This is a genomic window from Streptomyces sp. NBC_00057 (assembly GCF_045041165.1).
In the GTDB taxonomy this organism is placed as follows: domain Bacteria; phylum Actinomycetota; class Actinomycetes; order Streptomycetales; family Streptomycetaceae; genus Streptomyces.
In genome coordinates, this window is the sequence record NZ_CP108256.1 from 2,690,228 (window position 1) to 2,702,623 (window position 12,396).

Annotated in this window: 10 protein-coding genes and 2 pseudogenes; 3 read left to right on the forward strand and 9 right to left on the reverse strand. The window is 67.9% G+C overall.

Annotated features, from left to right (window positions below; translation table 11 throughout):
• Positions 1-85: 85 nt before the first annotated feature.
• Entirely contained in the window at positions 86-1,426 is a 1,341-nt protein-coding gene (gene gabT, locus OG953_RS12420) for a 4-aminobutyrate--2-oxoglutarate transaminase (RefSeq protein ID WP_405684176.1), read from the forward strand.
• Positions 1,427-1,618: 192 nt separating this feature from the next.
• Here the strand turns inward: gabT and OG953_RS12425 are convergent, their stop codons facing one another.
• Together OG953_RS12425 and OG953_RS12430 are read right to left on the reverse strand one after the other, a co-directional pair.
• The gene (locus OG953_RS12425; RefSeq protein WP_405684177.1) at positions 1,619-1,987 is read right to left on the reverse strand and encodes a zinc ribbon domain-containing protein; all 369 of its coding nucleotides are present in this window, start codon (positions 1,985-1,987) and stop codon (positions 1,619-1,621) included.
• A 7-nt stretch (positions 1,988-1,994) separates the two neighbouring features.
• Positions 1,995-2,279 (reverse strand): transposase, encoded by a 285-nt coding sequence (locus tag OG953_RS12430; RefSeq protein ID WP_405684179.1) that lies wholly within the window; start codon positions 2,277-2,279, stop codon positions 1,995-1,997.
• A gap of 882 nt (positions 2,280-3,161) precedes the next feature.
• On the opposite strand from OG953_RS12430, the gene OG953_RS12435 reads away from it, so the two are divergent.
• The gene (locus OG953_RS12435; RefSeq protein ID WP_405684180.1) at positions 3,162-4,889 is read left to right on the forward strand and encodes a glycosyltransferase; all 1,728 of its coding nucleotides are present in this window, start codon (positions 3,162-3,164) and stop codon (positions 4,887-4,889) included.
• Between the two features lie 563 nt (positions 4,890-5,452).
• Positions 5,453-5,680, forward strand: a pseudogene (locus tag OG953_RS12440) (hypothetical protein); the annotation flags it as partial.
• 90 nt (positions 5,681-5,770) lie between these two features.
• On the opposite strand, the pseudogene OG953_RS12445 reads toward OG953_RS12440, so the two are convergent.
• From OG953_RS12445 to OG953_RS12475, 7 genes and pseudogenes are all read right to left on the reverse strand, one after another.
• Positions 5,771-5,967: pseudogene (locus OG953_RS12445) on the reverse strand (chitinase); the annotation flags it as partial.
• Positions 5,968-6,116: 149 nt separating this feature from the next.
• Entirely contained in the window at positions 6,117-6,605 is a 489-nt protein-coding gene (locus OG953_RS12450) for a hypothetical protein (RefSeq protein WP_405684181.1), read from the reverse strand.
• 142 nt (positions 6,606-6,747) lie between these two features.
• Positions 6,748-8,163: an NAD(P)/FAD-dependent oxidoreductase gene (locus OG953_RS12455; RefSeq protein ID WP_405684182.1), complete on the reverse strand. Its 1,416-nt coding sequence runs from the start codon at positions 8,161-8,163 to the stop codon at positions 6,748-6,750.
• Between the two features lie 24 nt (positions 8,164-8,187).
• Complete coding sequence (locus tag OG953_RS12460; protein WP_405684184.1) at positions 8,188-8,988, reverse strand: ABC transporter permease; 801 nt, start codon at positions 8,986-8,988, stop codon at positions 8,188-8,190.
• Positions 8,988-9,914 carry an ABC transporter permease gene (locus OG953_RS12465; RefSeq protein WP_405684185.1) on the reverse strand — a complete coding sequence of 309 codons (927 nt, stop codon included), beginning with the start codon at positions 9,912-9,914 and terminating at the stop codon, positions 8,988-8,990. Before OG953_RS12465 ends, OG953_RS12460 begins: the two co-directional genes overlap by 1 nt.
• Positions 9,911-11,077 carry an ABC transporter ATP-binding protein gene (locus tag OG953_RS12470; RefSeq protein WP_405684186.1) on the reverse strand — a complete coding sequence of 389 codons (1,167 nt, stop codon included), beginning with the start codon at positions 11,075-11,077 and terminating at the stop codon, positions 9,911-9,913. The genes OG953_RS12465 and OG953_RS12470 overlap by 4 nt, the downstream gene beginning before the upstream one ends.
• Before the next feature lie 56 nt (positions 11,078-11,133).
• The gene (locus tag OG953_RS12475; protein WP_405684187.1) at positions 11,134-12,384 is read right to left on the reverse strand and encodes a spermidine/putrescine ABC transporter substrate-binding protein; all 1,251 of its coding nucleotides are present in this window, start codon (positions 12,382-12,384) and stop codon (positions 11,134-11,136) included.
• Between the last annotated feature and the right edge of the window lie 12 nt (positions 12,385-12,396).

A 12,396-nucleotide genomic window follows, 5' to 3' on the forward strand; every position in this document is an offset into this window, starting at 1 on the left:
CTCCCGAACGGAACATGCCGGACCCCGGGCCTCGCCCATAGCCTGCAGAGAGAGAAGCGTCCGAAACACCCCACAGGAGCCCCTCATGACCGCAATTCCGCAGGAGCGCCGCGTCGTCACTGCCATTCCCGGCCCGAAGTCGGTGGAGCTGCAGGCCCGCCGTCTCGCGACGGTGGCCGCAGGTGTGGGCTCCACCCTGCCGGTGTTCACCGCCCGCGCCGGTGGCGGGATCATCGAGGACGTGGACGGCAACCGTCTGATCGACCTCGGTTCCGGTATCGCCGTGACGTCGGTCGGCGCCTCCGCCGAGGCCGTTGTACGCCGCGCCTCCGCGCAGCTCGCCGACTTCACCCACACCTGTTTCATGGTCACGCCGTACGAGGGGTACGTCGAGGTCTGTGAGCAGCTCGCCGAGCTGACGCCGGGCGACCACGCCAAGAAGTCCGCGCTGTTCAACTCGGGCGCCGAGGCCGTCGAGAACGCCGTGAAGATCGCCCGCGCCTACACCAAGCGCACCGCGGTCGTCGTCTTCGACCACGGCTACCACGGCCGCACCAACCTCACCATGGCGCTGACCGCCAAGAACATGCCGTACAAGCAGGGCTTCGGCCCGTTCGCACCCGAGGTCTACCGGGTGCCGGTGGCGTACGGCTACCGCTGGCCGACCGGTGCCGAGAACGCCGGCGCCGAGGCGTCCGCCCAGGCCATCGACCAGATCACCAAGCAGATCGGCGCGGACAACGTCGCCGCGATCATCATCGAGCCGGTGCTCGGCGAGGGCGGCTTCATCGAGCCGGCCAAGGGCTTCCTCCCGGCGATCGCGCAGTTCGCCAAGGACAACGGCATCGTCTTCGTCGCGGACGAGATCCAGTCCGGCTTCTGCCGTACCGGTCAGTGGTTCGCCTGTGAGGACGAGGGCATCGTGCCCGACCTGATCACCACCGCCAAGGGCATCGCGGGCGGTCTGCCGCTCTCCGCCGTGACGGGCCGCGCCGAGATCATGGACGCCGCGCACGCGGGCGGCCTCGGCGGTACGTACGGCGGGAACCCGGTGGCCTGCGCGGGTGCGCTCGGTGCCATCGAGACGATGCGCGAGCTGGACCTGAACGGGAAGGCGAAGCGCATCGAGGAGGTCATGAAGAGCCGCCTCGCCGAGATGCAGGCGAAGCTGCCGAACGGCGATGTCATCGGTGACATCCGCGGCCGCGGCGCGATGATCGCGATCGAGCTGGTGAAGTCCGGTACGAAGGACCCGAACCCGGAGGCCGCCGCGAAGCTCGCCAAGGCCTGCCACGCGGAGGGCGTGCTGGTCCTGACCTGTGGCACGTACGGCAACGTTTTGCGCTTCCTGCCGCCGCTGGTGATCGGCGAGGACCTGCTGAACGAGGCCCTCGACATCATCGAGCAGGCTTTCGACCAGATCTGACCTGTGCGAACCCCGGCGGTGACGGAAGGCGTTTTCGCCGGGGATACAGGGCCCGCGTGAGGGCCTGTCACCTTCTCGGCCGTGGACGGCCGAGTGTGTACGTACTCGGTCGTTCACACCTTGTCGCGCTCCCGACTGTCCCCTACGACGGGACGGTCACGGGTCGCACCCGCCCCCTCCCCCGGACGAAGGTCAGGGGGAGGGGGCGGGTGCGGTGACGAACACCCACGCCGAGCGTGCACGATCACGCACGTTGACCCCGGCGACGACATCGGCGGGGCCGGCGAGCCCACACCGACGACACTGGAAGTTGTCCCGGTCGGGCCGGTTGGCCCGCTCTGTGTGCCCGCAGCGCGGACAGCGCTGCGAGGTGTAGGCCGCATCCACCTCAAGGAATGGCACCCCGGCCCGGCGGGCCTTGTACGCGAGGTGCCGGCCGAGCTGGTGGAAAGGCCAGGAGGGAAGCGTGCCCCACTGGTCGCGGCATAGCCGTACCCACTCGCGGATGCCACCGAGGTCCTCGACGGCGATCCCGCGACCGGTGCGTTGCGCGACGGACACGATCTCCTTACTGATGGCGGTTCACCTGCGTGGCATGACGCTTCTCCTTCTGCGCGCGGCGAGAGAGGCGGCGGGTGGCGGAGCGGGGGCTCCTGGCCTGGAGTTCGGCGCGTTTGCGGGCCTGTCGGCGCCGGTAGCGCGACAACCTGCGTCCTTGGTAGTTGACGCCGTCACTGGTGGTGGCCAGGTTCACGACGCCCCGATCGACGCCCACCCGGTCGACCGGCTCGTGCACCTGCGGATCGGGTAGATCGCAGGTGGCGACCAGGAACCACGTACCGCCACGCCGCACCAGGTCACTTTCGCCCTTGCGGTACGAGACAAGCGTCTTGAACTGGTCCGCGGAGCAGGCGAACCGGATCCTTCATACGACCGGACACCGTCCGGACCGAGATCGTGCGGGCGTCGTACTGCCACGACAGGCAGCGGTCGTCGAACGGCTGGGCCGCCTCAGGCCGGAAGAAAGTAGGCGGCGGCCCGATTGCAGGCATACAGAGTCGCCTCGAGCGCCGACGCTTGCTCGGGCGTCGGCAGCAGCTTCACCTGTACCACCAGCTTCATGACATCGGACCGTAGTAAAACCACCACACACATGACCGCCGCTCCCTCGACACTCACCGACCCAGCGACAAAATTGGACACTTGCTCGAACCGCCTGGCTTCACCCGGGACGGGAGGTGAAGAACGTGTGGGGGGCCGATGGCGGGATCCGTTTTCGACTGTCGGTCCCCCATCGCCTGCCGTACGGTTTCCGCAGATGAGAGAAACACCCCGCCCGCAGGGGACTGCCGGCGACGCCGGGCCGGAGCTTTCCCAGCACCGTCCTGGCCGTGCCTTCGCGCACACCACCGGAGCCTCTGGCTCCGGAACTCCTCACCGATCGGATGGCCGCTCGCCCCAAACCCCCCGGGGCGCGCGGCAAACCGATCCGACCGGCCGCCCCGGAACCACCCCCCCCTGTTCCCGGGCGGCCGGCTCCTCTCTCGCCCCTTGCGTCGGCGCCCCGACGCACCGGCTCGCTCAAGCCGTCCCGTTCCCTCCGGCGGCTCTCGCTGTCGTACGGGTGGAAATCAACCGTTCACAGGACCAAGACAGTTGGAAACTTGGCACACGCCGTGAACGATGGGTAAATATGTGAGCATAATCGTCATGAACGATTCCCGGGGGGGAATTAGTGTCGGACCCAACAGTCACAGTCATCATCGGCGCCTATAACGCCATGCCCTATCTGACGCGCTGCCTGGAATCGGTGGTCGAACAGTCGCTGGGCACGTACGAACTGGAATGCCTGGCCGTCGATGACGGATCGACCGACGGCACCGGGCAGGAGCTTGACCGGTTCGCCGCCGAGCATCCTGGCACGGTGCGCGTCATCCACCAGCAGAACTCCGGAGGGCCGAGCGGCCCGCGCAACGTCGCTCTCGGGCTGGCCCGGGGCCGCTACGTCTTCTTCCTGGACGCCGACGACTACCTCGGCCCCCATGCTCTGCGCCGAATGATCGACATGGCCGAGCGCAACGGCTCCGACATAACGCTGGGCAAGTACGTGGGTGTCAACTGCACCGTGCCCCGTTCCATGTTCGAGGCCGACCAGGAGGTCGTCGATCTGGCCACCTCCCGCGTCTGGTACGCCCTGATGCCGCACAAGCTCATGCGGCGTTCGTTCCTGGAGGAGCGCCGACTGCGCTTCGACGAGGACATCCACATGGGCGAGGACCGCCTCTTCGTGACCAAGGCCTACCTGCAGGCTTCCGTGATCTCGGTGGTCGCCGACGAGGACTGCTACTTCAAGGTACAGCGCGAAGACGAGGGCAACCTCACCAGCAACTTCCGTGACGTGATGAAACGTCTTGAGGTCGCCCGACGCCTGATGACCGCGATCACCACGTACAGCGAACCCGGACCCGTTCGTGACGCCGCGCTGTTGCGGCACTTCAGGGGCGGCCTCCTGGACTCCTTCTCCTGGCGCTTCCCGCTGTTGAAGGAGAGCGACCGGCTGAAGGCCATGGGAATCGCCAAGGAGCAGCTGGACGAGTTCTACACCCCGGAACTCGCCGTCCGGATGACCGCACCGCTCCGGCTGGTCGCCCACTGCGCACAGCACGGACTGCAGCGGGAACTGATCGACATCATCGATTTCCTGACCGCGGAGAGGGACAAGCACCGGCCTCCTCACGAGATTGCCGTCAAGAACGGGCGCGCCTACGCCGCCTACCCGTATTTCGGCGACGCGAAGGCCGGTATCCCCGACTCCTGCTACGACGTCACCGCCGGACTACGGCAGGACGACCGGCTGGACGCCGTCGAGTGGCACCGGACCAGGCGACGCGGCGTCCTGCGGCTGCGCGGCCATGGCTACATCGAGAACGTGGACACACAGGAGCCCGCAACCGAGCTGGTCCTGCGGCTGCGGAACGACGGGCGCGAGGTGCGCGTCCCCACCCGCCGCGCACCGCTGTCCGCCCACACCCGTGTCCGGGGGCACGACTGCGACCACAGGGCGGCAGGCTTCACCGCCGACATCGACATCACCCGCGCCCTGGACGGCACCCCGCTGCCGACGGGGGTGTGGGACGTGTACCTCAACGTCCGCTCCCAGGGCCTGAGCACCCAGCGCAGGTTCGGCGCCCGCAAGGCGGACGGCCTGGCTCCGGCCCGCGGCGGCCGGAGCGGACCCCTGGAAGTAGAGCCGTACTACACCCGGGGCTTCGCCAACCTCAGCCTGCACATCACCCGCGCCTCCCAGACGAAGCAGATCTCGAAAGGGTTCAAGCGGCGCGTACGCAGGAGGCTGACCGGCCTCGGCAAGCAGATCGGCAGCAGGAGACTCAGAAGAGTCGCGAGGCTCGGACACCTGTCCGGTCTCGGCCGGACCAACGAGCCCGGTCGGTCACAGCCCTAGGTGTATTGCCCTGCACCTGCGGCATGATCCGCCGGACGGGCCCTCGCTCGGGCCTGTCCGGCGATCCTGGCCGACGTGGGCGCGCGAGTCCGTCCGGCATGGCCCGAGCGGACCGTGGTGGACGGACATGCGGTTCCCGGCCCCGGACCTGGGGCTGCGTTTCGGCCGACCCGGCTCGGACGGCCGGATCTGAGACGCTGGACCTCATGTTGCCGACCTGCCCCGACCCGCAGACCGGGAGTGCGCCCGCCCCACGGGTCGCCGAGCGACCGGAATCCCTCCGTCTCTCCCTTCGCGTGTTCCTCCTGGTGTGCGGCCTGTCGGCCCTCCCCTTCACGCTGATCACCTGGCAGGTGGTCACCGATGGCCCTCTCCTGGGCGTGGACGAACGGGTCAGCCATGCGCTGATCCATCCGGACCGGGTGTCCGAGTTGCTCTCCGACCTCGGTAATGGTCAGGTCGCTGTGCCCTTGCTGGCGCTGGTCGCGGTATACGTCGCCTGGCGGGGCCGTGCCACCGGAACGGGCCGCTGGTGGCTGCCGCCGCTCGTCGCGGCCGTGCTCATGGCCCTGGTGCCGGCGATCATCGTGCCCCTGAAGGAGTGGACCGGCCGCCACGGCACCCCGGTCGTGCCGCCGGGGGGCGACTACTACCCCTCCGGGCACACCGCCACCGCCGCCGTCGCGTACGGCTCCGCGGCCCTGCTCCTCCTGCCCTGGCTCCGTTCGGCCCGCACCCGCCTCACACTCCTCGCCGCCTGTGCCGCCCTGGTCCTCGGCGTCTCCTTCGGGCTGGTCCGACAGGGCTACCACTGGCCGCTGGACGTGGTGGCCAGTTGGTTCCTGTGCGGGCCACTGCTCCTGCCGCTGGGCCTCAGCTGCCGAACCCGCCCGGGTGGAGGCCGGCAGACCGATGGAGACCTGGTCGGGACGGAGCCCGGGGAAGACCTTGGTCCGGTCGCCGGTCACCGGGAATCCGGCGAGCAGCATGTCGGTCATGGCGATGTGGAAGTCCGCTCCGCCCATTGAGTGGTACTGGTTGTCCAGACCCATGTGGAGCCCGAGTTGTAGTCCTGGACGACGGCAAGCAGGGCCGCCGAGAAAGCGGCCAGAAGTCCGGCAAATCGGGCGGGGGATCCCGTGCGCTCCACAACGGCCTCCGCGCATGGGGGAATTGAGTGCGGCGGCCACAACATGGTCCGGACCAATCAGGCTGTCAAGACCTCTGTCAGCACCCCCGGCCCGCCGTCCCCCGCCCGTCCCCGCCGCTCTCGGCCCTCCCCGCCGCCGCCTCGTCTATCGCAAGCTCCAGAAGTGTCGCGTCGGCGAGCGTTCCCGAGCCGTCCGGCGGGATCAGCCGGCGCACCCCGCCCGCGGCCTCCCGCCCCGGGTACGGCACGACTGCCCAGGTCCCCCGCCCCGCTCCCCGTACACCGGCGCCGACCCGGCAGGTGACGGTGCCCGGCGGCACGAAGAAGCCCATGCGGGCATTGCCGAAATCGGAGAGAACCGGCCCGGGGCGGTCGATGAGTCGGGTGAGCACATCGAACGTGGGACAGCCCAGCTCGCCCGGAAGAATCAGTACGTCCCAGCGCCGGCCGGCGGGAAGGAGCGCGGCTCCCTGGGGATTGCGCTCCCACTCCCACCGGCAGGCGTCCGGATCCGGTGCCACCGATGCGAGCCATTCGACTGCTGCTCCGACCCCCGCGCCGGCCATGCCCTGCCTCCATTCCGTGTGCACCGGCAATGCATTGCCGGTGCACACGGGAGAGAGGGGTCGCGCCGATCCATTACGCGAGTTCGGGCTACCGGTTGACAGTGAACTGGATCACAGCTCCGAGAGCAGGCGCCCGCCGTGCTCAGCTGTCGAAGCCGAGCCCCAGCCGGTCCATCGTCCGCAGCCACAGATTGCGGTGCCCGCCATTGCTGTCCGCCCTGGCCAGGGACCGCTTGGTGAGCTCGATCCCGGCCCAGGCGAAGGGCTCCGGCGGGAACGGCATCGGCTTGCTGCGGACCATTTCCAGAGCGGTCCGCTCATTCTGTTCGCCCGCCAGCAGATCGAGCATCACATCGGCCCCGAACCGGCTGGCTCCGACGCCGAGTCCGGTATATCCGGCGGCATAGGCGACCCGGCCCTGATGGGCCGTACCGAAGAATGCGGAAAAGCGGGAACAGGTGTCGATCGCCCCGCCCCAGGCATGGCTGAAACGGACCCCGGCCAACTGCGGGAAGCAGTCGAAGAACTGGCCTGCGAGCTTGAGGAAGGTCTCCGGGCGCTGATCGAGATCGGCGCTCAGCCGGCCCCCGTACGGATAGATCGCGTCATATCCACCCCACAGAATCCGGTTGTCGGCCGACAACCGGAAGTAGTGGAACTGATTGGCACTGTCACCCAGTCCCTGCCGGTTCTTCCAGCCGATCGAGGCGAGTTGGTCGGCGGTGAGAGGCTCGGTCATCAGCGCGTAGTCGTAGACCGGCACGGTGTACGGGCGTACCCGCTTGACCAGCGAAGGGAAGATGTTCGTACCGAGGGCGACACGGCGCGCGAAGACCCTCCCGTACGGCGTGCGGACCGCCATTCCGGTGGTGGACCTGGCCAGTTCGAGGCCCCGGGTGTGCTCGTACATCCGCACCCCCAGGTCGAGACAGGCCCGCTTCAGACCCCAGGCCAGTTTGGCGGGATGCAGCATGGCGACCCCGTTCCGGTCCCAGAGCCCACCCAGGAAGGTGGGCGAGTCGACCTCGGCGCGCAGCGCATCCCGGTCCAGGAATTCCACACCCGTGAAGCCGAGCTTTTCGGTCTCCTGGTGCCACTCGAGAAGTTCTTCGAGCTGGTGGGGTTCGGTGGCGACATCGATCTCGCCGGTGCGCTCGAATTCGCAGTCGATGGAGTAGCGGGCGACGGCGGCCTCGATGGCGTCGAGGTTCCGCTCGCCCAGCTCCTCCAGCTTCCTGATCTCGTCCGGCCAGCGCTCCAGGCCGTTGGGCAGGCCATGGGTGAGGGAGGCGGCGCAGAATCCGCCGTTGCGGCCCGACGCGGCCCAGCCCACCTCGTGCCCCTCGATCAGAACGACGTCCCGCTCCGGGTCGCGTTCCTTGGCGATCAGCGCGGTCCACAGTCCGCTGTAGCCGCCGCCGATGACGAGGAGATCGCAGTGCTCGTCACCGGTGAGCGCGGGCAGCGCTTCGGGCTTGCCGGGGTCGTCGAGCCAGAACGAGACCGGCTTGGCGTCGGCGAGTGATTGTGCAGCAGTACGCATGGCAACTGGGGCCATGGTTTCCAACTCCTTCAGGGCTTTCTATCGTGCGCTGTTCTTCCGCCGGTTCGCGATCAGCTGGCCGGCGACAACCACCAGCACAGCAATGATGAACATCGCCGTACCGATGACGTTGATCTGCACGGGCGTGCCGCGCTGTGCCGATCCCCAGACGAACATGGGGAAGGTCACGGTGGAGCCCGCGTTGAAATTGGTGATGATGAAATCGTCGAAGGAGAGCGCGAAGGCGAGCAGCGCTCCCGCCGCGATTCCGGGGGCGGCGATCGGCAGCGTCACCCGCAGGAAGGTCTGCACGGGTCCCGCGTACAGATCGCGGGCCGCCTCCTCCAGCCGCGGGTCCATCGACATCACACGCGCCTTGACGGCCGTCACGACGAAGCTCAGGCAGAACATGATGTGCGCGATGAGGATCGTCCAGAAGCCCAGCGGTGCGCCCATGTTGAGGAAGAGCGTGAGCAGCGAGGCGGCCATGACGACCTCGGGCATCGCCATCGGCAGGAAGATCAGCGAGTTGATCGCGCCGCGCGCCCGGAAGCGGTAGCGGACCAGCGCGAAGGAAATCATCGTGCCCAGGACGGTCGCGCCGATCGTCGCCCACGTGGCGATCTGGAGGGAGAGCGAGAGCGAGCCGCACATGTCGGCGACACCGCAGGGGTCCTTCCAGGCGTCCAGCGAGAACCGCTGCCAGGCGTAGTTGAAGCGGCCGTTCGGCTTGTTGAACGAGAACACCATCACAACAACGTTGGGAAGGATCATGTAGGCGAGGGTCAGCAGACCCGCGATGACGATCAGATTCCGGCGAATCCAGCGCAGTACGGGCATCAGACCAGGTCCTCCGTCCCGGAGCGGCGGATATAGACGGTGACCATGATCAGGACGACCGCCATGAGGATGAAGGAGAGCGCGGCCGCCGTCGGATAGTCGAGGACGCGCAGGAACTGGGTCTGGATGACGCTGCCGACCATCTTGGTGTCGGTGGAGCCCAGCAGTTCCGCGTTGACGTAGTCACCGCTGGCCGGGATGAAGGTCAGCAGCGTTCCGGAGACGACTCCAGGCATGGAGAGCGGGAAGGTCACCTTGCGGAAGGTGGTGGCGGGGGTGGCGTACAGATCGCCGGCCGCCTCGTGCAGCCTGCCGTCGATCCGCTCCAGCGAGGTGTAGAGCGGCAGGATCATGAACGGCAGGAAGTTGTACGTGAGACCGCAGACCACCGCCATCGGCGTGGCCAGCACCCGGTTCGACTCGGTCCAGCCGAGCCAGCTGGTGACGTCCAGGATGTGCAGCGTGTTCAGTACGTCCACGACCGCGCCGCCGTCCGCGAGGATCGTCTTCCAGGCGAGCGTACGGATCAGGAAGCTCGTGAAGAACGGCGCGATGACCAGCACCAGGACGACATTGCGCCAGCGGCCCGCCTTGAAGGCGATGAGGTACGCGAGCGGGTAGCCGAGCAGCAGGCACAGGATCGTGGCGGTGCCCGCGTACAGCAGGGACCGGATGAACTGCGGGTAGTAGTCCTTCAGCGCGTCCCAGTAGGTCTGAAAGTGCCAGGTGACCTCGAATCCCTTCTCCAGGGATCCCGTCTGTACGGAGGTCGATGCCTGGTAGACCAGCGGCAGCGCGAAGAAGACGACCAGCCACAGGATGCCGGGGAGCAGCAGCCAGTAGGGGACGAGGCGCTTGCGGGTGGAGGCCTTGCGTACTTTCGGCTCCGTGAGCGGCGCGACAGGTGGCGCCTGGGTGACGGTCACGCCGCGTCCTCCACCGTCTCCACACCGGCGTCGCCCATCGTCCCTGCAAGCATGGACTGGGCGGCGTCCAGACCGAAGGTGTGGGCCGGGTTCCAGTGCAGGACGACCTCGGCACCGGGGGCGAGCCGGGTATCACGCTCGATGTTCTGCTCGTACACCTGAAGCGCCTTGCCGGCCGGGCTCTCCACCACGTACTGCGTGGACACTCCGATGAAGCTGGAGTCGACGATCCGGCCGGTGACCCGGTTGCGGCCGTCGGCTATCGCATCCGCGTCGTCGGCGTGCGCGAGCGAGATCTTCTCCGGGCGTACGCCGAGCAGCAGCTTGCCGCCGTTGGCGGTCGGGGCCGAACATCGCTCGGTGGGCAGCCGCAGCTTTCCGCCGCCGGCCGCCACGACGATGTCCGTGCCCGCAGAGACGATCTCGCCCTCGATGAGGTTGGACGTGCCGAGGAAGTTGGCGACGAAGGTCGTCTTCGGGTTCTCGTACAGGTCGGCGGGGGCACCGAGTTGCTCGACCCGGCCGCCATTCATCACCGCGACGGTGTCGGCCATGGTCATGGCCTCCTCCTGGTCGTGGGTGACATGGATGAAGGTGATGCCGACCTCGGTCTGGATGCGTTTGAGCTCCAGCTGCATCTGGCGGCGCAGCTTGAGGTCGAGGGCGCCGAGCGGCTCGTCGAGCAGGAGCACCTGCGGGTGGTTGATCAGGGCGCGGGCGACGGCGACGCGCTGCTGCTGGCCGCCGGAGAGCTGGTGCGGCTTGCGCTTGGCGAAGTCGCCGAGCTGGACAAGCTCCAGCATCTCGTCGACCTGCTTCTTCACCGACTTGATGCCGCGCCGGCGCAGACCGAAGGCGACGTTCTCGGTGATGTCGAGGTGCGGGAAGAGCGCATAGCTCTGGAAGACCGTGTTGACGGGCCGCTTGTACGGGGGCAGGTCGGTGATGTCCCGGCCGCCGAGCGAGACGGTGCCGGTGGTCGCCTCCTCCAGGCCCGCGATCATCCGCAGGGTGGTGGTCTTGCCGCAGCCGGACGCGCCGAGCAGCGCGAAGAAGGAGCCCTGCGGGACGGTCAGATCGAGCGGTTTGACGGCGGCGAAGGAGCCGTACGTCTTGCTGATCCCGGTGAGGCGGACGTCGCCGCCTGTCTGCTGCTGTGTCATGGATCGCGGTCCCATTGGTGTCAGGGGAGATCGGGGGAAAGGAAAACGCGCGGCGGTCAGGCACCGATGAGCTTGGCGAACTTCTCCTCGTACGCCGTCTCCTCCTCGGCCGTCAGGGAGCGGAAGGCGTGCGACTTGGCCGCCATCTCCTTGTCCGGAAGGATCAGGACGTTGTCGGCCATCGCCTTGTCGATCTTCGCCAGTTCGTCGCGGACTCCATCGACCGGACAGACGAAGTTGATGTACGCGGCGAGCTGGGCGGCGACCGTCGGCTCGTAGTAGTAGTCGATGAGCTTCTCGGCGTTGGTCTTGTGTCTGGCCTTCACCGGGACGAGCAGGTTGTCGCTGGATATGACGTATCCGGCGGCCGGGACGGCGTACTTGATGTCCGGGTTTCCGGCCTGGAGCTGAATGATGTCACCGGCCCAGGCGACACAGGCGGCGATGTCACCCTTGTCGAGGTCGGCCGTGTAGTCGTTGCCGGTGAACCGCCGGATCTGGTTCTTGTCGACGCCCTTCTGGAGCCGGCCGATCGCGGCGTCGTAGTCGGCGTCGGTGAATGTGCCGATGTCCTTGCCCATGTCGAGCAGGGTCAGACCGATGGAGTCGCGCATCTCCGAGAGGAAGCTGACCCGTCCCTTGAGCTTCGGGTCGTCGAGCAGCTGGCTGACGGAATCGACCTTGCGGCCCCCGGTCGCCTTGGAGTTGTAGGCGATGACGGCGGGGATGCCCGCCCACGGGTACGAGTAGGCGCGGCCGGGGTCCCAGTCCGGGGAGCGGAACTGCGCCGACAGGTTCGCGTAGGCGTGCGGCAGGTGCGAGGGGTCGAGCTTCTGCGCCCAGCCGAGTCGGACGATGCGCGCGGCGAGCCAGTCGGTGACACAGATGATGTCGCGGCCGGTGTCCTGGCCGGCCGCGAGCTGCGGCTTGATCTTGCCGAAGAACTCGACGTTGTCGTTGATGTCCTCGGTGTACTTGACCTTGATCCCGGTGCGCTCCGTGAACGCCTCCAGGGTGGGCCGGTGCTTGCCGTCGTCGGTGACGTCCATGTACTCGGTCCAGTTGGAGAAGTTGATCTGCTTCTCCTTGGCCGAGTGGTCGTCGGAGGCCGCCGCGGCGTCCCCCTCCCGCTTCGCCGGCGGGATGCCGCAGGCGCTCAGCGTGCCGAGACCGCCGATCGCGAGCGCCCCCATGCCGGAGGCGCGGAGTAGCGATCGGCGGGTCAGGGCGCCCCGCCCGCTGGTCAGGCTTCGTCGCATCGCGGCCAGCTGGGCCGCGGAGAGACGCTCGGGCTCGTACTGCTCCATGCGCGTTGCCCT

Coding starts and splice junctions, on each gene's coding strand:
- OG953_RS12470 (WP_405684186.1), bottom strand. CDS start 11,077: ATGACACAGCAGCAGACAGGCGGCGACGTCCGCCTCACCGGGATCAGC.
- gabT (WP_405684176.1), top strand. CDS start 86: ATGACCGCAATTCCGCAGGAGCGCCGCGTCGTCACTGCCATTCCCGGC.
- OG953_RS12475 (WP_405684187.1), bottom strand. CDS start 12,384: ATGGAGCAGTACGAGCCCGAGCGTCTCTCCGCGGCCCAGCTGGCCGCG.
- OG953_RS12450 (WP_405684181.1), bottom strand. CDS start 6,605: ATGGCCGGCGCGGGGGTCGGAGCAGCAGTCGAATGGCTCGCATCGGTG.
- OG953_RS12455 (WP_405684182.1), bottom strand. CDS start 8,163: ATGGCCCCAGTTGCCATGCGTACTGCTGCACAATCACTCGCCGACGCC.
- OG953_RS12460 (WP_405684184.1), bottom strand. CDS start 8,988: ATGCCCGTACTGCGCTGGATTCGCCGGAATCTGATCGTCATCGCGGGT.